The organism is Bradyrhizobium sp. 930_D9_N1_4 (genome assembly GCF_052076015.1).
Lineage (GTDB): Bacteria > Pseudomonadota > Alphaproteobacteria > Rhizobiales > Xanthobacteraceae > Bradyrhizobium.
The window spans coordinates 2,151,156-2,172,799 of the sequence record NZ_CP197236.1; the positions used below are offsets into that span (position 1 = coordinate 2,151,156).

Sequence of the window (21,644 nt, forward strand, 5' to 3'; positions counted from 1 at the left end):
GAGCCGGTTCGGCTCCGGCCGGCGTGCATTCCCGGCGCGCGGCCCAAGAGCCTGAGATGGCTCCGACTGCATCATGCAAAATGTTTCGATCCCGGCGGCGCTGATCGCCGGCCTCGTCAGCTTCCTCTCCCCTTGCGTGTTGCCGCTGGTCCCGCCCTATTTAATCTATCTCACCGGCGCCACGATCGAGCATGTCGAGAGCGACGAGCCGGCCGCGACGTCCAAGCGCGCGATCATGATGGCGGCGCTGCTGTTCGTGCTCGGTTTCTCCACCGTCTTCGTGGCGCTCGGCGCCAGCGCCTCGCTGGTCGGCGGATTGATCCGTGCATGGTCGGCCGAGCTATCGATCCTCGCCGGTGTCGTCATCATCATCATGGGCCTGCACTTCCTGGGACTGACGCGCATCGGCCTGTTGATGCGCGAGGGCCGCATGACCGCGCCCAAGCCGGTCGGCCTCTGGGGCGCCTATGTCATGGGGCTTGCCTTCGCCTTTGGCTGGACGCCCTGCATCGGCCCGATCCTCGCCGCGATCCTCTCGATCGCCGCAGCCGAAGCCACGGTGACGAAGGGCGCAGGGCTGCTCGCGGTCTATTCCGCCGGCCTCGGCATTCCGTTCCTGATCGCGGCGCTGATGATCGAGCAGTTCTCAAAACTGTTCGCGCGCATAAGGGGCCACCTCGTCAACGTCGAACGCGCCATGGGCGTCTTGATGGTGATCACCGGCATCGGCTTTCTCACCGGCGCGGTCTCGAATGTGAGCATCTGGCTGCTGGAGACGTTCCCCGCGTTGCAGACGATCGGGTAGGGCGCGCCGCTCTCGCGGGCGGGAACCGGGTTTTCACGGATGAGAACGTAAAGGAACCGTTGGGAACCGCGGTGCATGCTCTTACAGCGCGGCGAGATTCCAAACCTTTCCGGTTCCGGGACGTTGAAGCAGGGACAACCGCATGATGGAGATCACGTGACCAAGACTCTGCGCTTAGAACCCCTGTCGAGCAACGCGGCTTTGGTGGCCTGGCAATTTGGGGGTCAACCATTGCAGGACTGGCCGGGCTGGGTTCAGGCAACCTGTTCGCTTCACAAGGACGCCGACGGAAAGTTCGAGCTTCGGCACGAGCGGCGCAGCGGCACGCAGATCGTCTATCTCGGCGAGTGGCTGGTGAGAGATCTGGACGGGGGCATCGACTTCTACACGGACGCCGAGATCTGGGCGAAGTTCGCCGCGAAGCATTAGTCTATCCGAACCGAGATATCGACGTGGGGCAAAACGCCTCGCCGGACCGGGCTCCTCGCGCATGCAATCTGTGGTAATATTTCATTTTACCGCACCCTGAGGGGCAATTTCCAAAATCATATACTGAGACGAGCATTTCGAACCAGCCGATATCTTCCGCGCCCCTCTCCCTCACATCATTTCATGTAGGAGCACGCGATGGGAACCGACGTAAACGTTCAGCCCGGTCACGGCAAAGCCGGACGTCAACCGACGCGACAATTTCTCGATACGCTGTCCGGGCACGATGATCCCGGCATGTTCGGTCGGATGTTTCCGACACTCGAGCCGCTGGCTGTCGACAACGGCCCGCTTCGTGAACTCGCCGATGCGATGAAGGACCCAACGCCCGGCGACCCCACGGGGAACAACGCCAACGTGCCCGCCGGCTTCACCTATCTCGGGCAATTCGTCGATCACGATATCACGCTGGATCTGACCTCCTTTGGCGACAAGGAAGCCGATCCGATGGCCGTTCAGAACTTTCGGACGCCGGCGCTCGATCTCGACAGCATCTACGGTCTCGGTCCGGACGGAAGCCGCCATCTGTATGCGCGCAATTCCGCCAACGACAGCGGCAGGACCCCGGGTCCGAAGCTGCTGATCGGCAAGACCGTCAATGTCGGCGCCGGCAACATCACGGGCGATCATCGTAACGACCTCCCGCGCAGTCCAGAGGGATTTGCCCTGATCGGCGATCACCGCAACGACGAGAACCTGCTCGTCGCGCAGACCCATCTTGCGATGTTGAAGTTTCACAACAAGGTCTGCGACCAGCTTGCGGCGTCGGGTAAGCCCGCGGGCGAGATCTTCGAGGAGGCGCGCCAGATCGTGACCTGGCACTACCAATGGATGGTCCTGCACGATTTTGTCGAGCGCATTACCGAAAAGGGAATCGTGGCGAAGATCCTCGAGCAGGGACGGCGCTTCTACCGCTTCAAGCAGATACCCTACATGCCCGTCGAGTTTTCCGCTGCCGTCTACCGTCTCGGCCACAGCATGGTTCGCGAGGTCTACAGCCACAACAGGATATTCACGCCGGGCGGCGCCGCTCCAGCGACGCTCGATCTGTTGTTCAGGTTCACCGGACTTTCCGGAGGCATCATCGGAGATCTCGCACCCAATCCGATTCAGCCGCCGCTCCCGCTTCCGGTCCTCTCAAGCAACTGGATCATCGACTGGCGCCGCTTCTACCAGGTGATGCCGTCCAATCCGCCGGGAGTGGGGTTGAACCTGTCGCGCAAGCTCGACCCGTTCGTCGTGCCGCAGCTTCACAGCTTGCCGGGGGAAAGCAGCGGCAGCAATACCGCCAGTCTTCCGTTCCGCAATCTCAAGCGCGGCGTGCTGCTGGGATTGCCGTCCGGGCAGGACGTCGCCAAGGCCATGAAGATCAAGAATCCGCTGACGCCGGCCGAGATCTCGAAGGGGACCGACGGCGCGGTGGCGAAGAAGCATGGTCTGCATGAGCATACGCCGCTCTGGTACTACATCCTCAAGGAGGCGGAGCAGCGGGGCGGCGGTGAAAGGCTCGGACCGGTCGGTGCGACGCTTCTTGCCGAGGTCTTTGTCGGCCTCGTCCATGGCGATCACCAGTCCTACCTTTGGCTCAAGGGCAAGAGCTGGAAGCCGACGCTTCCATCGCAAGTGCCGGGCGAATTCACGATGGCCGACCTGTTGCGCTTTGTCGGCGATGTCAGCCCGATCGACAACATCTCGACCGTCTAGACGTCCGAGGTCTGTCGGCCATACGAGCGAGCTGGGGCACGAAGTGGCCCAGCTCGCTCAAATGCTGGCTGGATTCGCCGCAAAGCGCATCAGCGCCTCGCGATCGATCTCGATGCCAAGACCGGGACCATCAGGCACGCGCACGGTGCCGTTTGCGTGCTCGATCGGCTGTTTCAGGATCGCCTGCCGGATCGGATGTTCGGTGCGATCGAATTCGAGCATTGGTTCGAGCGGAGCCAGCGAGGTCGGCGTGTGCGAGGGCAGTACGGCGAGGAGCTGGAGTGAGGCGGCGATCGCAATGCCCGTGCCCCAGACATGCGGATTGTAGCGGATGCCGAAGGCTTCGCTCATGTCGGCGATCTTCTTGCATTCGGTGAGGCCGCCGGCCGCGCAAGTGTCGGGCTGGGCGATGTCGAGCGCATGCGAGGTGAACAAGTCGCGGAAGCCGAAGCGGGTGAACTCGCACTCGCCGCCGGCGATGGGAATCGTCAGCGCGGATCGCACCGCGCGATAGCCTGCGACGTCCTCCGGCGGCACCGGCTCCTCGAACCATCCGATGTCGTACTGTTCGATCATGCGGCCGAGCCGGATCGCCGCGACCGCGTCATAGGCATGGTTGGCATCGACCATCAGCGCGACGTCGGGGCCGATCGCCTCGCGCACGGCGCGCGTGACCGCCGCATCCTCTGCGATGCCAAAGCCGACCTTCAGCTTCACGGCGCGGAAGCCCTCGGCGACATAACCGGCGGCCTCCTCCGGCAGGTATTTGAGTGGATCGCCTGATTTGCGCCGGTAGAGTCCGGTCGCGTAGGCCTGCACCTCCTTGCGCGCTGCGCCGCCAAGAAGTTGATGGGCAGGCACGCCAAAATGCTTGCCCTTGATGTCCCACAGCGCGATGTCGACGCCGCTCAGCCCCTGGATCACGACGCCCTTCTGGCCGTGATCGCGCAGACGCGCATAGACCGTCTGCCACAGCGTGTCGCTGCGCAACGGATCCTCGCCGATCAGCCATGGCGCGATGCTCTGCACCACCGCGGCCGTCATCCGCGCCGGTCCGTAGCACTCGCCCCAGCCGGTCAGGCCGCCGTCCGTCTCGATCTCAACCAGCATCGCGGTGCGCGTGTCGTACCAGGCGCGCGAATAGGCGAAGGGTTGCGATAGCCTTGCCTCGAGGATATGCGCGCGAATTCTTGTGATCTTCATCGCCGATGTCCCCCGTTCATCGTTCCTCGTCGAGCGCGCACACCACCGTGCAGACGACGCCGCGGGGCAGGAAGTCGACCGTCGCCTCGCCGCCGAGCTGATCGCGCGCGCTGCGCTCGATCAGGCGCGAACCGAAACCGCGCTGCACCGGCGCCGTCACCTGCGGTCCGCCGATCTCGGTCCAGATCAGGCGCAGCCGCGGCTTCGGGGCATCGGCTATGACCTCCCAGTCCAGCGTCACCCGGCCGGTCTCGTTGGACAGCGCGCCGTACTTGGCGGCGTTGGTGGCGATTTCGTGCACGATCATCGACAGCACCACGGCCAGTCGCGGCGACAGCGGCACGGCGGGGCCGGCCATCCGGATGCGATCGGGATTGCTCAGCAGGAACGGCTGGAGCGCGCGTGCAATCACATCTCTCAGCTCGGAGCCGGCCCATTTCTCTTGGCTCAGCAGATTATGCGCCTCGGCGAGCGCGCCGAGGCGCCCCTCGAATTTGGTCCGCTCCTCGCGGCTCGAGCTCCGGAACGTCTGCACCGCGATCGCCTGCATCAGGGCCAGCGTGTTCTTGACGCGATGGTTGAGCTCGTCGATCAGCAGATTGTGCAGCATCTCGCCGCGCGCGATCGTGGTCGCCATCCTGACCGCGAAGGTGAGGCCGACCAGCAGCAGGATGCCGCCGATCAGGCTGGTGATCGCGATGTTGCGCCAGAGCGGCGCGATCAGCGAGCTCTCGGCGACACCGGCCACGACGGTCCAGCCGGTCAGCCGCGACCGCGTATAGGCGGAGGTCAGCGCGATGCCGTCGAGCGAGACGGTGGAGAGGGTCGCCTCCGGCGTCCGAGCCATCGCATCGCTCAGCGCGCCCGAAGCCTGCTTGCCGAACGTCTCGGTCGGGTTGGGCGCGCGCGCGAACACGCGGCCCTTGGTGTCCAGCAGCGACACCGTCCATTGATCGTTCTGTCGCTGCTGCTCGACCAGTTTCTGAAATGTCGCGATCGGCGGGCTGAAGGAGAGCGCGTAGACGACTTCGTCGTTGCGCAGCACGGGCACTTCGACGGTCACGATCGGCCGCTGTTTGGTCGAGCCGATGAACAGGTCGGAATATTGTGGCGCCTTGCTCGCAAATACCCGCTCGACGATCTCGCGATTGTTGCGGGGCGGGAGGTTTGTCGTTTCGGTCGTGACGGTCGAAAACACCTGATGCCCCGATCGGTCGGCCAGCAGCAGGACGCTGTCCTCGCCATACTGGCCGATGAATCCGGCTGCGAGGCGGCGGAAGCCGTCGAAGTCACCGCCGCGCAAGGAGTCGCTGAGCGCGAGCACCTGCAGGCCGCCCGTCATCCGCTGCACTTCGGAATCGAGCACGAGGCGCATGCTGCGCACCGTCTCCAGCACGCGGCGCGTGGCGTCGCTGCGGTCCTGGCGATAATTGGAATAGGCAAGGCCGACGGCGAAGACGATCAGCGGCAACATCGTTCCCGTGACCAGGAGAGCGAGCCGGACCGGCAGGGTGAGCTTTGACAAACGCGAACGTCCCGGTTCCAGCGCCGCGCGCCGGATTTATGATTTTGTGGAGACCATACGGGCAGGACTCGCGCTGCGCCACGATTTTCGCATCCGGCGAGCGGCCCGGAGACGGGATTTTACAGCGCGGTCGCGAGCGTCCGCGCTTCAAATCATGCTGAACGCGGTCAGCAGCAGGCAGATGGTGTAAACGGCCGCCAGACCGAGCCCGGCGATCCGGGCTTCTCGATGGGATGTCATGGGATCAACTCCAGGAGGGGCGGCCGCCATCGAGGCGGCCGCATTCACCTCTCTCGATCAGTCGACTTCCTGCACGACGGTCCGCGTGCCGGGATCGACCAGCATCACGCGCTCGCCGGAATAGACATAGCGATATTTCGAAAGCGACGGACCCCAGTCCGACGGCACGGCTACAAGCTCGACCTCGCTCGGAACCGTCGCGCCGACGATGATCTTCTCCTTCGTCGTCACCGGCCGCAAATGATTCTCGGTGACGTAGGATTTGATCCTGGTGCGATATTGCGGCTCGATCTGAACGGCCGCCGCATGACCGGTTCCGGTGGTGGTCACCACGGTGGACTGCGCGAATGCGCCGGTCGAGATCAGCATCATCGCTGCGGAAAGCAAAAACAGCTTTTTCATCTTGTCCTCCTCAAAGGGAATAAGCGCCGCACCAACATCTCACCGCGGGCGGCGTTCCCGGCAGTTAGGAACAAATTGCCACTTTTTCCCGTTTGTGATTCGACCGGGTGCGGAACGCCCGGCAGATGGAGGAGGAAAGAATGAAGCTGAAAATCGCAACTGCAGCATTGATGGTTGCTGCATTTTCCCTGCCGGCGTTCGCGGCCGACGAGTTCTACGTCGTGCAGGACGTCAAGACGAAGAAGTGCACGATCGTCGACAGGAAGCCGACGGAAACGACCATGACCGTCGTCAGCCCCTCGGGCACGATCTACAAGTCGCGCACCGAGGCCGAGAGCGGCATGAAAACCGTCAAGGTCTGCACGTCAAACTGAGGAGGATGACACATGCCAGTCCTGATTTTGTGGGCCGTACCCGCTGTGCTGGTGATTGGCGGCGGCATCTACCTGATCGGCCATTTCCACTAGGTCTGTAAGGAATAGCGTGCGGATCTCTGCGTGCAATGCACAGGTCCGCACGTCCTCCGTCTCCCGATAGATGGGGAGGCTGCCCATGCGGCCGCCGCGCGCCAGTTGGAGCGTGAGTTGCAGTGCAGCAGGTTCGACGAAAGCAGCCCTGCGACGAAGAGTACCGCCCACACACGCGAAATAACTTCCGTCCCGCCGACCTTTTCCATACGCTTCCCGCATGCAAGCCGCACAGCGGCTGCGCTCACGGCCCGGCGACAGGGCCGGGGCATCACAGGGAGGGGAGGCGATGAAGCGAAGATCATTTCTCGCAGGTCTCGGCGCGACCACTGCGGCGGCCATTGGCATGCCGTCGGTCCTCAGGGCACAGGCGCCGATCACGCTGAACGGCGCGGTCCAGTTCAACGACGACCACGCCTTCAACCGGGCACTGCTCCGGTTCGAAGAGCTGGTGAAAAAGTACTACGGCAAGCCCGTCAACTTCACGCTGCACAGGAACTCCTCGCTCGGCCTCGAGAAGCAGTATTTCGAGTACATGTCGCAGGGCAAGGCGGTCGATTACGGCATCGTCTCGCCGGCTCACATGTCGACCTTCGCCAAGGCGGCCCCGTTCATCGATGCACCTTTCGTGTTCAAGGGCATCGAGCACATGAACAAGGTGGTCGAAGCCAACATCCTGGCGCCGATCGCCGACGAGGTCGCAGCCAAGGCTGAGGTGGTGCTGATCGGTTATTCCGGCGGCGGCATCCGCAACATCTTTGCCAACAAGCCGCTCAAGAATCTTGCCGACCTCAAGGGCCTCAAGGTTCGCGTGCAGGGCGCGCCGATCTGGTCGAAGACCTTTGCGGCCGTCGGCATGAGCCCGACGGTGATCGCCTATAACGAAATCTACAATGCGATCCAGAACGGCGTGATTTCGGCCGGCGAAAACGAGGCGGCCGGCGTCGAGGCGATGAAGTTCTACGAGGTGGCACCGCATCTCAACCTGACCCAGCACGCCGTCTCGATCCGGCCGATCTGTTTCTCGGTGAAGACGCTGAAGACGTTGCCGAAGGAGTTGCAGGACGCGATCATGAAGGCCGGCAAGGAAGCCGGCGACTACGGCCGACAACTGGAATCGAGCGAGGAGGTCATCAAGCTCGACACGCTGGAGAAGGCCGGCAAGCTCAAGCGGGTCCCGTTCGAGGAGCGGGACGCCATGAAGAAGCTCGCCGACCCCGTGATGGCCACCTACGCCAAGGACATCGGCGCGGAGGGCATTTTCGAGAAGATCAACGTCGCCTGACGTCTCCATGTCTGCCGACGGAATATCGAGGCAAGCCTGACGGCTTGCCTCTTTGGTGATGGTTGCCGCCCGCGGAGCTCCAATGACCGAAATACCCTTTGTGCCGAACCCGTCGCTTTGGCGCCGAGCGACGGCGGCCTATGCGAAATTGCTTGAAATCCTTCTCGCGACCTGTGTCGGCATCCTCGTCGTTCCGGTGACGCTGCAGATCGTATCGCGCTACACCCCGCTCATTCCGTCCTACATCTGGACAGAGGAGATGGCGCGGTTCCTGTTCGTCTGGACCATCATGATCGGCGCCATGGTCGGCATCCGGGAGTCGCAGCATTTCGAAGTCGATGTCTGGCCCGACCTGTCGCGGCGGTCGGAGGCTGCGGTCCGAATCCTCGCCAGGCTCGGCGTGCTGGCGCTGGCATTCGTGTTCGTGTGGGCCGGCATCGAATTCACCCGCTTCGCCTGGAACAGGACGTCGGAGCTGGCCGATCTGCCGCTCTGGCTGATCCACGTCGCCTGGCCGGTGGCCGGCGTGACCTGGATCGTGTTCGCCGGCGAACAGATCCTCGACGAGATGCGTATCCTGGCTGGGGCGAAGCAATGAGCGGAAATGTTCTTTCTGCCGGACAGGCCGCGATGGTGCTGTTCGGGGTCTTCATCGGCCTGCTGATCGTGCGCGTGCCTGTCGCCTTCGCGCTCGGCCTTGCCTGCGTGCCAATCCTTCTGATCGAGCCTCACCTCTCGATGATGATGGTCGCGCAGGAAACCTTCAACGCCTACAATTCATTCATCCTGCTCGCGGTGCCGTTTTTCCTGCTCACCGCCAATCTGATGAGCATCGGCGGCATTACCGACCGGCTGGTCGCGTTGTCGCGCTCGATGGTCGGACACTGGCCGGGGTCGCTGGCGCAGATCAACGTCGTGCTGTCGGTGTTCTTCGCGGGCATTTCCGGCTCCTCGACTGCCGACGCGGCGAGCCAGTCGAAAATCTTCATCGATGCGCAGACCAAGGAAGGCTACGACCTCTCGTTCTCCATCGCCATCACGGCGGTGTCGGCGGTTCTGGCGGTCATCATCCCGCCCTCGATCCTCATGATCGTGTGGGGCGGGCTGATCTCGACCTCGATCGCCGCGATGTATCTCGCCGGCATCATCCCGGGTCTCCTGATCGCCGGCGCCCAGATGGCGACGGTGCATGTCTACGCTGTGAGAAGAGGTTACCCGACCTATCCGAAGGACAGCTGGCGCGACATGCGCTGCGCGATCTGGCGCTCGATCCCGGCGCTGATGACGCCGTTCATCATCGTCGGCGGTATTCTGCTTGGATGGTTCACCGCAACCGAATCCGCCTGCGTCGCGGTGCTCTATTCCGTGGCGTTGTCCGCGTTCTTCTATCGCGAGACCGGTTGGCGTGAACTGTACCGGGCACTGCTCGACACCGGACGCCTCGCCGGCGTTGCGCTGTTCTGCGTCGGGACCGCGAGCGCATTCGGCTGGCTGCTGGCCTACTACAAGATTCCGCAGGAGCTTTTAGCCAATGTCTCGACCTGGGGCATGGGCACGATCACCGCGGGATTCTTCATCGCGTTCTGCTTTCTGGTGGTCGGCTGCTTTCTCGACGCCATTCCGGCAATCGTCATCGTCGGCACCGTGCTCGAGCCGCTGGCCAGGGCCGTGGACCTGCACCCGGTACAGTTTGCGATCATCTCGATCGTCTCGCTGGCCTTCGGCCTGGTGACGCCACCTTACGGGCTGTGTTTGATGATTGCCTGTTCGATCGCGGGCGTGCGGCTGCGCTATGCTTTGAAGGACACGGTGATCATGCTGATCCCGATGCTGCTGGTGCTGGCGGCCGTCATCGTCTGGCCCGACGTATCACTGTTCCTGCCGCGCCTGATCGTGCCGGAGATGTTGAAATGAGCGTCTGATTTCCCGATCCCGCGGCCGACGCCGCGGGATCGGTTCAACCGGTCAGAGATTGCTCTCGGTAATCGCGGCATAGACCATGCTGCGCAGCTCGCGGCGGAGCGGGTAGGCACTCGACGGCAGCACCTGCGTCATGAAGATCGTGATCAGCTCTTCGGCCGGGTCGATGAAGAACGAGGTCGTCGCCGCGCCGCCCCAATTGTATTCGCCGGGGCTGCCGGCGACCAGCGTCTCCGCCGGGCGCATCGTCACGGCAAAACCGAGACCGAAGCCGATACCGTTGTAGCTTGCCTCGGAGAACAGCGAGCGCGACATTTCCGGCAGCGACCGTCCGCCCGGAATGTGATTGCTGGCCATCAGCGCCAGTGTCTTCGGCCCGATCAGGCGGACGCCACCGAGCTCGCCGCCGTTGAGCAGCGCGCGGCAGAAGGTGAGATAGTCCGCCATCGTCGAACACAGCCCGCCGCCGCCGGAGATGAGGGAGGGCGGCGACAGGAACGAGCTTTTGGTCGGGTCGTCCTGCAGCGTCAGGCCCTCGCGGCGCTGGCCGGCATGGAAGGTGAATCCGCCCGCGGGATCGGCGTTGTAGCAAGCGGCGAAGCGATGCGCCTTCGAGGCCGGCACGTGGAAGTCGGTGTCGGTCATCCCGAGCGGATCGAGAATGCGCTGTTTCAGGAATTGCTCGAAGGGAATCCCTGAAATCCTTCCGACGAGGTAGCCGACCACGTCGGTCGCGACCGAATAGTTCCAGGCCTCACCCGGGGAAAACTCCAGCGGGATTTTTGCGAGGCTCTCGATCATGCTCTGGAGCGTGCCTGACTTCTCGACCTCGCCGATCTTCTCGGCGCGATAGGCGGCATCCACATTGGAGCGTTGCTGGAAGCCGTAAGTCAGGCCGGCGGTGTGGCGCAGCAGGTCGACGATCAGCATCGGCCGGGAGGGCGGCCGGGTCAGGAAGTTGGGCGAGGTGCCGGCGACGAATACGCCGAGATCCTTCCATTCCGGAATGTATTTGGCGACGGGCTCGTCGATCGCGACGAGGCCTTGCTCGACCAGCATCATGAAGGCGACGCTGGTAAGCGGCTTGGTCATGGAATAGATGCGGTAGATGGTGTCGTCCTTGACCGCCACCTTGCGCTCGACATCGGCCAGGCCCTGCACCGAGCTGTGGGCGATCTTGCCGCGGCGGTAGACCAGCAGATGCGTGCCGGGGAAGCGGCCGGCATCGATGTACCGGCTCTTCAGGTGCGCATCGACGCGGTCGAGCGCGGCCTTGGACATGCCGACGGATTCGGGCGAAGCGGGGGTAGGGGCGAGCATCAGTTCCTCCGGGCCATTTTCTCAGGCGTTGATAGCGAAATCGTGCCCTCATTCCAAGCCGGTCCGCGCTTAACGCGGGCCCTCCGGCTGGTGTAGTCTCCTCCCAGAACCCCCTCGGGGACCAACAAGAAGATCGAAAACGGGAAGCCCAATTGCCATGACCCAGTTCAACGAAACCGAACTCACCGAAGCCGTCGTCGAGAGCTTCGACAACACACCCGATGCGCGCGCAAAATTCCTGCTCCAGGAATTGGTGAAGTCGCTGCACGATTACGTGAGCAAGACCGGTCTCACCTTCCCGGAATGGGAATATGCCATCGATTTCCTGACCCGCACCGGTCAGAAATGCACCGACACAAGGCAGGAGTTCATCCTGCTGTCCGACGTGCTCGGCGTCTCCATGCTCGTCGACGCCGTCAACCATCGCGAGCGCGAGGGTGCCACCGAGACGACGGTGCTTGGACCCTTCTATGTCGGCGAGCACAAGGTCACCGCGCACGGCACCGATATCTCGCCGAACAACCGGACCGGCGAGCGGATGTTCGTGCAGAGCCGGGTCACCGATCTCAAGGGCAAGCCGCTCGCCGATGTTCCCGTCGACGTCTGGCACGCCGACGACGACGGCTTCTACGATTCACAGAAAGCGAATTACGAGGAGGTCGGCGCTTCAGCGCGGGCGCGCTTCATCACAGACAGCGACGGCCGCTTCTTCTTCCGCACCATCCTGCCGTGCAGCTATCCGATCCCCACCGACGGCCCGGTCGGCGAGATGATCATGCAGACCAAGCGCCATCCGATGCGCCCGGCGCATGTGCACTTCCTGGTCAATGCCAGGGGGCACGAGCCGCTGATCACCCACGTGTTCATGGACGGCGACAAATACCTCGATTCCGACGTGGTGTTCGGGGTCAAGGACGACCTCGTCGCCAAGGTCGAGCCGCGCAACGATCCCGCGATGCCCGATGGCGCCAAAGCGAACGGACAGTGGCATCTGATGACCTACGAATTCCACCTCAAGCCCGGCGGCGGCATGGCGCCGAAGCCGCTGGGGACGAAGGCGGCGGAGCCGGCCTGACGACCCTTTCGCAACAGGCATTGCGCATTAACTCCCGATATAGGCTGCCAGCTCGTCCGGCGTGCCCCTGGGAAAGGCGTCTTTCAGGAAGTCGAGGAAGGCGGAGACGCGCGCACTCAACAGGCGCCGTGATGGATAGAGCGTCCATAGCGCGATCTCGGGTCCATCGACATCGCCCCAACGCACCAGCCTGCCGGCTGCCAGATCGTGACTGACGAGCGACACGGGAAGGCGAGCAGCGCCGACGCCCGCGCGCGCAGCGTCACGAACCATCATCAGCGATGACACGCGAAGCACTGGATCGACGGCGATACGGGATGTGCCGTTGGAGCGTTTGACGTCCCAGGCCGTCACTTCGTCGCCCGTTCCGCGTACGACAGCAGGAACGGCAAGATGGCCCTTCGGTCGTTTCAGGCTGGGGCTGGCGACGACCATCAATCTGTCGCGCAGAAAGATGCGTCCGACAAGGCTGTCATCCGGAGCCGGATTGACCCGGATCACGAGGTCGAAACCTTCCTCGATCATATCGACGGCCCGGTCTTCCGTCGTGACCTCGAGCCGGACGTTCGGGTGTTTGAGCGCGAAGCCGGCTGCAAGCCTGCCCATCGCGGTTTGCGAGAAGAGCAGGGGTGCGTTGATCCGCAACCTGCCTTTCGGCTTGTCCCCGCCAGAGGCGATCGCTGCCGCCGTCTCGTCGAGCTCGGTGAGCAACACCGCGGTCCGCTCGTAGAGCGCCCGTCCTTCCTCGGTGAGCTTGAGCGTGCGTCCGCCGCGCTCGAAGAGACGCAAGTCGAGGCTGCTCTCCAACTCGGCAACCCGCCGGGACAGGGTGGCTTTCGGGCGTCCCGCGGCGCGCGCGGCTTTTCCGAACCCGCCATGGCGAGCGACGAGATTGAAATCGGCGAGGGCAAGTAGATCCATCTGTTCCACCAGTGAGACGGTATGTCCAAATATATCGTCTATCGGCCCAAATGTGGATCACTAAATTCCGGGATGTGTTTTGACCCCAACCGGAGTGATCCCCATGACCATCCTCGTTACCGGCGCAACCGGCACCGTCGGCCGCCAAGTCGTCGAGCAACTCATCAAGCGTGGCGCCGATGTGCGCGCGCTCGTTCGCGATCCCGCCAAGGCAAACCTGCCGGCGGGCGTCACCGTCGTGCAGGGCGACCTGCTCGATGTCGACGCGCTCCGCGGCGCGTTCGCGGGCGTCTCGACCCTGTTCCTGCTCAATGCCGTGGTGCCGGATGAATTCACCCAGGCGCTGATCGCGCTCAATGTCGCTCGCCAGGCCGGCGTCGAGCGGGTCGTCTACCTCTCGGTGATCCACAGCGATCTCTACGTGAACGTGCCGCACTTTGCGGGCAAGTTCGGCGTCGAGCGGATGATAGAGCGGATGGGTTTCAACGCCACCATCCTGCGTCCCGCCTACTTCATGAACAACGATCTCACGATCAAGGACGTGGTGACCGGCTACGGCGTCTACCCGATGCCGATCGGCAGCAAGGGTCTCGCCATGATCGACGCACGCGACATCGGCGAGATCGCGGCCATCGAACTCGTCCGTCGCGAGCGGGCCGCAACGCCGCTGTCGCTCGAACGTATCAACCTGGTCGGGCCCGAGATGCTGACCGGCGCGAAAGCCGCCGCTATCTGGTCCGAGGTGCTGGGGCGTGCGATTGCCTATGGTGGCGATGATACCGTCGCCTTCGAGCAAAATCTCAGGAAATTCATGCCGAGCTGGATGGCCTTCGACATGCGCCTGATGAGCGAGCGTTTTCTCACCGATGGAATGATCCCGGAGGCGGGCGACGTCGAACGACTGACCGCGATGCTCGGCCGTCCGCTGCGCTCCTATCGCGACTTCGCTTCCGAGACCGCGGCTTCGGCCTGACGGACACACTCAATCCCACGACAAGGATTTTCATCATGACCCATTCGACTGCTACCCCTGACCCGCCGAAGATTCTGATTCTTGGCGCGACCGGCGCCACCGGCCGCCTGATCGTGAGCCAGGCTGCGACGCGCGGCTACGACGTCGCCGTCCTCGTGCGTTCCGCCGAGAAGGCGGGCGATCTGAAAGGGGCGAAGCTCGTCATCGGCGATGCCCGCGACGAGGCCGCCTTGCGCGGGGCGCTGAGAGGTTGCGAGGCCGTCGTCAGCGCACTCGGCACGCCGGCCAGTCCGTTCCGGGAGGTGACGCTTCTGTCGGCCGCGACGCGTGCGCTCGTGGCCGCGATGAAGGCCGAACACGTCTCGCGTCTGGTCTGCATCACCGGGATCGGCGCCGGCGACAGTGCCGGCCATGGCGGCTTGCTGTTCGACAAGCTGATCTTTCCGCTGCTCTTGCGCAAGGTATATGCCGACAAGAACCGGCAGGAGGCGATCGTCAGAGACAGCGGGTCGGACTGGGTGCTCGTTCGTCCTTCTGTCCTGAACGACAAGCCCGGCCGCGGCGTCGTCAGAGCGCTCACCGATCTCTCGGGCTTCCATGGCGGAACCATCGCGCGGGAAGACGTCGCGCGATTCGTCCTGGATCAGCTGCGCGCCGACACCTGGCTGCATCGATCTCCGTTGATTACGTGGTGAGGTGGCGCGCTGCTGCGAGCGGCGTTACCGCGCGTGCAGCAGTGCCAGCAGGACGACGACGGCGCAGGCCAAAGTCACCGTCGTCAGCTTCCAGAAAAGCAACGGATTGCGCTCGATCAGGGGCGTGGTCCGCGTGCTGAGATAGGCGGGATTGGGGTTTCTCAGCTCGAAGATGAATTCGGACAGGTCTTCGAAGCGCTTGTAGGGATCAGGATGCAGCGCCTTCCTGAGCGCGCCGTCCACCCAGACCGTCACGTCGCGGTTGTCGCCCATGGCGGTGCGATATTTCAGCTTCCTCACATCCGAGTTTCCGCGGATCTTGGCGATCGCCGCGCCATAAGGAAGCTCACCCGTCAGCATCTGGTAGCAGATGACGGCCAGCGAAAACATGTCCGAGCGCGGAGAGCCACCGTTTCCGAGGAAATATTCCGGGGCTGTGTATTGCAGCGTGCCGAGGATGTCGTTGGTCTCCGGCACGGCTTCGGCGACGCCCGCGACCCTGACCGAGCCGAAGTCGATGATCTTCGCGGTGCCGGTCTTGTCGATCATGACATTGTCGGGCCTGAGGTCCTGATGCAGCATCTCCTTACGGTGAAAGGCACGCAGGCCCGTCGCGATCTGCTCGACGATGCCGCGGACGGTCTCCAGATCCGGGCGCGGATTGTCGATCATCCATTGCCGGAGCGTCTGTCCCTCGACAAATTCGGTCGCGACATAGACGTAGTTCCGCCGTTTCGATTGCGATCGGGGCTGCAGCACGTGGGGACTGTCGATGCGGCGCGCGATCCACTCCTCCATCAGAAAGCGCTTCAGGTAAGCGGGATTGTCGCGCAAATCGATCGAGGGGAGCTTGAGCACGACCGGTTCGTCTGTCGCGACGTCCACGGCCAGGTAGATATGGCTGCGGCTGCTCGCGTGAATCTCCCGGACGATCCTGTAGCCGTCGAACAACGCCCGCGGCTCCGGCAAGGGAGGCAGCGGCAGTTCGGAGGTCCGGGTCAGGATGTCGGATGACTCGGCCTGCGGCACCTCATCGATCCGCAGGATCTGGACCGTAATGTTGTCGTCGCTGCCGCGCCGATAGGCCTCTTCGACGATGGCCCTGGCCGCAACGTCGAGATCGCCCGCGTGCGCTTCGAGTGCGCCCGTGACGAAACGATGATCGACGAATTCGTACGCCCCGTCGGTTGCCAGCAGGAAGGTGTCACCCGGGCTTACCTGAATGGCCAGATAGTCGATCTCGATCTGCGAATTGATGCCGAGTGCGCGACCGAGATAGGTCTGCTCCGACGAAACGATGATCCGATGATCGTCCGTGAGCTGCTCGAGCGCATTGCCGGCGGTGCGATAGACGCGGCAGTCGCCGACATGGAAGATATGGGCTGTGGCCGACTTGATGACCATTGCGGTCAAGGTGCAGACATAGCCTCTGTCCCGCTCGTAGGCGTACTGGCTGCGCCGCGTCTCGGCATGCAGCCACGAATTGGTCGCTTCCAGCACGCGCCGCGCCGACGTCTTCACCGTCCAGGATTCGGAGGTGCAGTAATAGTCGGTCAGGAAGCTCTTGACTGCGGACTCGCTGGCAACCTGGCTCACCGCGCTGCTGGAGATGCCGTCGGCGAGAACTGCCGCGATGCCCTTCAGGGTCAACAGCGGCTCTTCCGGGATAAGGACGCCGTGAAAGTCCTGATTGACCGGCTTGCGCCCCTTGTCGGAGTGCTGCCCGATCGAAATTTGCAGCCCGCCGCTCATCCGCGCCACCAATAAAAAGGGAGCCTCACCTTATCAGGCGAGACTCCCTTGTTGAGCATCAATCGATCAGGCTGCGGCGCGGGTCTGTGCCTTCGCAACCGGCTCGCGCTTCGGCTTCGTCAGCACATGCGTCGTGTAGAGGGTCATGCCGGTGAAGGCGAGGCCGCCGACGAGGTTGCCGAGCACGGTCGGGATCTCGTTCCAGATCAAATAGTCCAGGATCGAGAATTTTGCGCCGAGCAGCAGCCCGGACGGGAACAGGAACATGTTCACGACGGAATGCTCGAACACCATGTAGAAGAACACCAGGATCGGCATCCACATCGCGATGACCTTGCCGGGGACCGAGGTCGAGATCATGGCGCCGACGACGCCGGTCGAGACCATCCAGTTGCAGAGCATGCCGCGCAGGAACAGTGTCGCCATGCCGGCCGCACCATGCGCGGCGTAGCCGAGCGTCCGGCTTTCGCCGATGATGCCGATGGCGGTGCCCACCTTGTCGGGCGGCTGCGAGAAGCCGAAGGTCGTGACGAAGGCCATCATGAAGGCGACGGTGAACGCGCCGGCAAAGTTACCGATGAACACCAGGCCCCAGTTGCGCAGCACGCCGCCGATCGTGACGCCAGGACGCTTGTCGATCAAAGCGAGCGGCGAGAGCACGAACACGCCGGTGAGCAGATCGAAGCCCAGCAGGTAGAGCATGACGAAGCCGACCGGAAACAGCAGCGCGCCAATCAGCGGCTGGCCGGTGTTGACGTTGATCGTGACGGCGAACCATGCCGCGAGCGTGAGGATGGCGCCGGCCATGTAGGCGCGGATGATGGTATCCCGGGTGGACATGAAGATCTTGGACTCGCCCGCATCCACCATCTTGGTGACGAATTCCGAAGGCGCGAGATACGACATCAATGGTTCCTTTTGCTTCGTAAGTGAGATCGACACGCCCGAGAGCGCGGCTGAACGTGGCTTAACGTCTTGGGCCGTGCGGACGGATTCGCCGCGCACGAGGGCTATGAAGGTCTGGAAGCCTTGGGAATCGCGTCACGACAACTGAGCCGGTAAGGGCCGCGAAGCAGTTGAGCTTCCGGATGCGGCCGCCAGAGGCCGCAGCGATGCGGCAAGCCGCAGTCTTCGTTGACGCCCTTGAAGAAGCAAGTTGCGTGCCGCTCAGGCTGGTCAGAAAAACCGAGCGATATCAGCCGGATGGCGCCGACCTCGATCTGGCTTTTGCCAATCCTGCGGCCCGCTGCTTAGGCGCCTGCATAAGATTTGTGCGGCGCACAAGTTATGGGCAATTGGCAAATTTGACGTGCGCGGCCTGCCTGCGGCAGTCTGGCGCGGCTTATGCAAATAATTGATTTATATTGTCTTTTAGCAGTGCGGTGCTTGGCATGAAGCTTGAATAGTTCCATGTCGACGCCATTGAAGCCGTCCCGCGAGACTTCTCATCCGATTTTGCTGACGCCACCAGACGGGGGTCTCCCCCGCCATGCGTTCGCATGCGCCTTTTCTGGCGTCACGGACGGACGGGCTGCTCGCGAGCACTGACGCCATCAATTCTGCAACGATGCAAAGGACGACACCGCCTATGACCAAGCGCATTCGCCGGCCCTCGGAGTCCGGCTTGACCCGCCGTCAACTGCTGAAGGCGACCGGTTCGACCGCCGCTCTTCTCGCCGCCGCCAAGCTCAATTTCCCCGCCGGCGCCTTCGCGCAGGATGCAGGCCCCGAGGTCAAGGGCGCCAAGCTCGGCTTCATCGCGCTGAGCGATGCCGGTCCGCTCTTCGTCGCCAAGGACAAGGGCCTATTCGCCAAATACGGCATGCCCGATACCGACGTGCAGAAGCAGGCTTCCTGGGGCACCACGCGTGACAACCTCGTGCTTGGCTCCGAGGGCAACGGCATCGACGGCGCGCATATCCTGACCCCGATGCCGTACCTGATCTCGGCCGGCAAGGTGACGCAGAACAACCAGCCGACGCCGATGTACATCCTGGCGCGGCTCAATCTCGACAGCCAGTGCATCTCGGTCGCCAACGAATATGCCGACCTGAAGCTCGGCGTCGACGCCGCGCCCTTCAAGGCAGCGCTGGAGAAGAAGAAGGCCTCCGGCAAGTCGGTGAAGGCCGCCATGACCTTCCCCGGGGGCACGCACGATCTGTGGATTCGCTACTGGCTCGCTGCCGGCGGCATCGATCCCGACAAGGACATCGAGACCATCGTGGTGCCGCCGCCGCAGATGGTGGCCAACATGAAGGTCGGCACCATGGATTGCTTCTGCGTCGGCGAGCCCTGGAACTTGCAGCTGATTCACCAGAACATCGGGTATACCGCCATCAACACCGGCGAGCTCTGGAACAAGCATCCGGAAAAATCCTTCGGCATGCGCGCGGCCTTCGTCGACAAATACCCGAAGGCCTCCAAGGCGCTGCTCATGGCGGTGATGGAAGCCCAGCAATGGGCCGACAAGGCCGAGAACAAGGCCGAGCTCGCTGCCATCATGGGCAAGCGGCAGTGGATGAATTGCCCGGTCGAGGACGTGCTCGATCGCACCGCTGGCAAGTTCGACTACGGGATCCCCGGCAAGGTGGTCGAGAACTCGCCGCACATCATGAAGTACTGGCGCGACTTCGCCTCCTATCCGTTCCAGAGCCACGATCTCTGGTTCCTCACCGAGGACATCCGCTGGGGCAAGTACGAGGCGAACTTCGACACCAAGGCGCTGATCGGCAAGGTCAACCGCGAGGACATGTGGCGCGATGCGGCCAAGGCGCTCGGTGTCGCGGCCTCCGAGATTCCGACCTCCACCTCACGCGGCAAGGAGACCTTCTTCGACGGCAAAGTGTTCGATCCCGAAAATCCGGCAGCCTATCTGAAATCGCTCGCGATCAAGCGTGTCGAAGTCTGATGGAGCCCAGCGGCCGCCCTCGGGCGGCCGCATCGTCCTTTGAAGCCGGAGAGGGATTTTCGATGAACATGCCTGCCACGAAGATTGAGGTTGAGACCGCGGCGCCTGCTTCCGTTGCCGCGCCGGTCGTCGCGATGACGCCAAAGCGTCCGCCGCGCAGTGAAGCCTATGCACGAATGGCGCGGGAAACCGCCGTGCGCGTGATCCCGCCGCTGGTCGTGATCGCGCTGCTGACATTGGTGTGGGAGCTGGTCTGCCGCCGCGCCGGCTCGGCGCTGCCGCCGCCGTCAAAAGTGTTCAAGGACACCAAGGAATTGATCCTGGATCCGTTCTTCGACCATGGCGGCATCGACAAGGGCCTGTTCTGGCATCTCTCGGCCAGTCTCCAGCGCGTCGCGCTCGGCTATTCGCTGTCCGCGATCGCCGGCATCGCGCTCGGTGTGCTGGTGGGACAGTCGGTCTGGGCCATGCGCGGGCTCGATCCGCTGTTCCAGGTGCTGCGCACGATTCCGCCGCTGGCCTGGCTGCCGCTGTCGCTCGCGGCATTCCGCGACGGCCAGCCTTCGGCGATTTTCGTCATCTTCATCACCTCGATCTGGCCGATCATCATCAACACCGCGGTCGGCATCCGCAACATCCCGCAGGACTACCGCAATGTCGCGGCCGTCGTGCAGCTCAACCCGCTCGAGTTCTTCGGCAAGATCATGATTCCGGCAGCGGCGCCCTATATCTTCACGGGCCTGCGCATCGGCATCGGCCTGTCCTGGCTTGCCATCATCGCGGCTGAAATGCTGATCGGCGGCGTCGGCATCGGCTTCTTCATCTGGGACGCCTGGAACTCCTCGCATATCAGCGAGATCATCCTGGCGCTGTTCTATGTCGGCATCGTCGGCTTCGTGCTCGACCGCCTGATCGCGGGCCTCGGCAACATCGTCACCCGCGGCACCGCGCAGAATTGAGGGAGAGAGCACATGACCGCCTATCTGAAGCTCGACCACATCGACAAGATCTTTACCCGGGGCGCCGCCTCCACCGAGGTGCTCAAGGACATCAACCTCTCGATCGAGAAGGGCGAATACGTCTCGATCATCGGCCATTCCGGCTGCGGCAAGTCGACCTTGCTCAACATCATCGCTGGGCTGACCACCGCGACCACCGGCGGCGTGCTGCTTGAAAACCGCGAGGTCAACTCGCCGGGGCCCGATCGCGCCGTTGTGTTCCAGAACCACAGCCTGCTGCCGTGGCTCACCGTCTACGAGAACGTCAGGCTCGGCGTCGACAAGGTCTTCGCCAGGACCAAGTCCCGCGCCGAGCGCGACGCCTGGGTCATGCACAATCTCAATTTGGTGCAAATGGCCCATGCCAGGGACAAGCGTCCGTCCGAAGTCTCCGGCGGCATGAAGCAGCGTGTCGGCATCGCCCGCGCGCTGGCGATGGAGCCGAAGGTGCTGCTGCTGGATGAGCCCTTCGGTGCACTCGACGCGCTGACACGTGCTCATCTTCAGGACTCGGTGATGGCGCTGCATCAGAAGCTCGGCAACACCATTCTGATGATCACCCACGACGTCGACGAGGCCGTGTTGCTGTCCGATCGCATCGTGATGATGACGAACGGGCCGAGCGCGCGCATCGGCGAGGTGCTCGAAGTGCCGCTCGCGCGCCCGCGCAAGCGACTCGATCTCGCGACCAACGCGACCTACTTGAAGTGCCGCCAGCGCGTGCTCGAATTCCTCTATGAACGTCATCGCTTCGTCGAGGCCGCGTAAACGCCGCGTTAACGCGCGAAACCTCGCGCCTAATTTTGGTTCAAGAAGCTCAATCCTTGTGCGTCGCACAGGGATTGAGCGAATCGCAAAATTTGCGTGCGGAATGGTCGTGCGAAAATTTCGGGCAATTCGAATAAGCCGCTGAATTCCCTGTATTTCCCGATCGTGGGCAGTTGGCACGGAAGTTGAATTAC

Annotated in this window: 20 protein-coding genes; 13 read left to right on the top strand and 7 right to left on the bottom strand. The window is 63.1% G+C overall.

Features of this window, described 5'->3' with window-relative positions; all coding sequences use genetic code 11:
- Positions 1–73 precede the first annotated feature (73 nt).
- From AB7532_RS10035 to AB7532_RS10045, 3 genes are all read left to right on the top strand, one after another.
- Entirely contained in the window at positions 74–805 is a 732-nt protein-coding gene (locus tag AB7532_RS10035) for a cytochrome c biogenesis CcdA family protein (RefSeq protein ID WP_441234636.1), read from the top strand.
- 156 nt (positions 806–961) lie between these two features.
- Positions 962–1,234, top strand: a complete 273-nt coding sequence (locus AB7532_RS10040; RefSeq protein ID WP_441234637.1) for a hypothetical protein — start codon at positions 962–964, stop codon at positions 1,232–1,234.
- A gap of 198 nt (positions 1,235–1,432) precedes the next feature.
- Entirely contained in the window at positions 1,433–2,998 is a 1,566-nt protein-coding gene (locus tag AB7532_RS10045) for a peroxidase family protein (protein ID WP_441234638.1), read from the top strand.
- A gap of 57 nt (positions 2,999–3,055) precedes the next feature.
- On the opposite strand, the gene AB7532_RS10050 is transcribed toward AB7532_RS10045, so the two are convergent.
- The 3 genes from AB7532_RS10050 to AB7532_RS10060 all read right to left on the bottom strand — a co-directional run bounded on the left by AB7532_RS10050 (position 3,056) and on the right by AB7532_RS10060 (position 6,368).
- Entirely contained in the window at positions 3,056–4,201 is a 1,146-nt protein-coding gene (locus tag AB7532_RS10050) for a mandelate racemase/muconate lactonizing enzyme family protein (RefSeq protein ID WP_441234639.1), read from the bottom strand.
- A 16-nt stretch (positions 4,202–4,217) separates the two neighbouring features.
- Positions 4,218–5,675, bottom strand: coding sequence for a sensor histidine kinase (locus AB7532_RS10055; RefSeq protein ID WP_441239229.1), 1,458 nt, complete (start codon positions 5,673–5,675; stop codon positions 4,218–4,220).
- 348 nt (positions 5,676–6,023) lie between these two features.
- Positions 6,024–6,368: a DUF1236 domain-containing protein gene (locus AB7532_RS10060; protein WP_441234640.1), complete on the bottom strand. Its 345-nt coding sequence runs from the start codon at positions 6,366–6,368 to the stop codon at positions 6,024–6,026.
- A gap of 140 nt (positions 6,369–6,508) precedes the next feature.
- Here AB7532_RS10060 and AB7532_RS10065 point away from each other — a divergent pair, with 140 nt between their 5' ends.
- The 4 genes from AB7532_RS10065 (at position 6,509) to AB7532_RS10080 (ending at position 10,034) form a co-directional block, all read left to right on the top strand.
- Positions 6,509–6,742, top strand: a complete 234-nt coding sequence (locus AB7532_RS10065) for a hypothetical protein (RefSeq protein WP_441234641.1) — start codon at positions 6,509–6,511, stop codon at positions 6,740–6,742.
- A gap of 382 nt (positions 6,743–7,124) precedes the next feature.
- Positions 7,125–8,120, top strand: a complete 996-nt coding sequence (locus AB7532_RS10070) for a TRAP transporter substrate-binding protein (protein ID WP_441234642.1) — start codon at positions 7,125–7,127, stop codon at positions 8,118–8,120.
- An 82-nt stretch (positions 8,121–8,202) separates the two neighbouring features.
- Positions 8,203–8,718, top strand: coding sequence for a TRAP transporter small permease (locus AB7532_RS10075; RefSeq protein WP_441234643.1), 516 nt, complete (start codon positions 8,203–8,205; stop codon positions 8,716–8,718).
- Positions 8,715–10,034, top strand: coding sequence for a TRAP transporter large permease (locus AB7532_RS10080; protein ID WP_441234644.1), 1,320 nt, complete (start codon positions 8,715–8,717; stop codon positions 10,032–10,034). Before AB7532_RS10075 ends, AB7532_RS10080 begins: the two co-directional genes overlap by 4 nt.
- Before the next feature lie 51 nt (positions 10,035–10,085).
- Here AB7532_RS10080 and AB7532_RS10085 read toward each other — a convergent pair whose 3' ends face one another.
- Entirely contained in the window at positions 10,086–11,360 is a 1,275-nt protein-coding gene (locus AB7532_RS10085) for a serine hydrolase domain-containing protein (protein WP_441234645.1), read from the bottom strand.
- Between the two features lie 157 nt (positions 11,361–11,517).
- Here AB7532_RS10085 and AB7532_RS10090 point away from each other — a divergent pair, with 157 nt between their 5' ends.
- On the top strand, positions 11,518–12,435 hold the full coding sequence (locus AB7532_RS10090) for a dioxygenase family protein (RefSeq protein WP_441234646.1): 918 nt from the start codon (positions 11,518–11,520) through the stop codon (positions 12,433–12,435).
- 27 nt (positions 12,436–12,462) lie between these two features.
- Here the strand turns inward: AB7532_RS10090 and AB7532_RS10095 are convergent, their stop codons facing one another.
- On the bottom strand, positions 12,463–13,356 hold the full coding sequence (locus tag AB7532_RS10095) for a LysR family transcriptional regulator (protein WP_441234647.1): 894 nt from the start codon (positions 13,354–13,356) through the stop codon (positions 12,463–12,465).
- Between the two features lie 103 nt (positions 13,357–13,459).
- On the opposite strand from AB7532_RS10095, the gene AB7532_RS10100 reads away from it, so the two are divergent.
- Both AB7532_RS10100 and AB7532_RS10105 read left to right on the top strand, forming a co-directional pair.
- Positions 13,460–14,329, top strand: a complete 870-nt coding sequence (locus tag AB7532_RS10100) for an SDR family oxidoreductase (RefSeq protein WP_441234648.1) — start codon at positions 13,460–13,462, stop codon at positions 14,327–14,329.
- Positions 14,330–14,364: 35 nt separating this feature from the next.
- Complete coding sequence (locus AB7532_RS10105) at positions 14,365–15,024, top strand: NAD(P)-dependent oxidoreductase (protein WP_441234649.1); 660 nt, start codon at positions 14,365–14,367, stop codon at positions 15,022–15,024.
- A 24-nt stretch (positions 15,025–15,048) separates the two neighbouring features.
- On the opposite strand, the gene AB7532_RS10110 is transcribed toward AB7532_RS10105, so the two are convergent.
- Both AB7532_RS10110 and AB7532_RS10115 read right to left on the bottom strand, forming a co-directional pair.
- Complete coding sequence (locus AB7532_RS10110) at positions 15,049–16,776, bottom strand: protein kinase domain-containing protein (RefSeq protein WP_441234650.1); 1,728 nt, start codon at positions 16,774–16,776, stop codon at positions 15,049–15,051.
- Between the two features lie 66 nt (positions 16,777–16,842).
- Positions 16,843–17,682 carry a formate/nitrite transporter family protein gene (locus tag AB7532_RS10115; protein WP_441234651.1) on the bottom strand — a complete coding sequence of 280 codons (840 nt, stop codon included), beginning with the start codon at positions 17,680–17,682 and terminating at the stop codon, positions 16,843–16,845.
- A gap of 682 nt (positions 17,683–18,364) precedes the next feature.
- Here AB7532_RS10115 and AB7532_RS10120 point away from each other — a divergent pair.
- The 3 genes from AB7532_RS10120 (at position 18,365) to AB7532_RS10130 (ending at position 21,450) form a co-directional block, all read left to right on the top strand.
- Entirely contained in the window at positions 18,365–19,684 is a 1,320-nt protein-coding gene (locus AB7532_RS10120) for an ABC transporter substrate-binding protein (RefSeq protein ID WP_441234652.1), read from the top strand.
- A 62-nt stretch (positions 19,685–19,746) separates the two neighbouring features.
- Positions 19,747–20,643, top strand: coding sequence for a nitrate ABC transporter permease (gene ntrB, locus AB7532_RS10125; protein WP_441234653.1), 897 nt, complete (start codon positions 19,747–19,749; stop codon positions 20,641–20,643).
- A gap of 12 nt (positions 20,644–20,655) precedes the next feature.
- Complete coding sequence (locus tag AB7532_RS10130; protein WP_441234654.1) at positions 20,656–21,450, top strand: ABC transporter ATP-binding protein; 795 nt, start codon at positions 20,656–20,658, stop codon at positions 21,448–21,450.
- Positions 21,451–21,644: the final 194 nt, after the last annotated feature.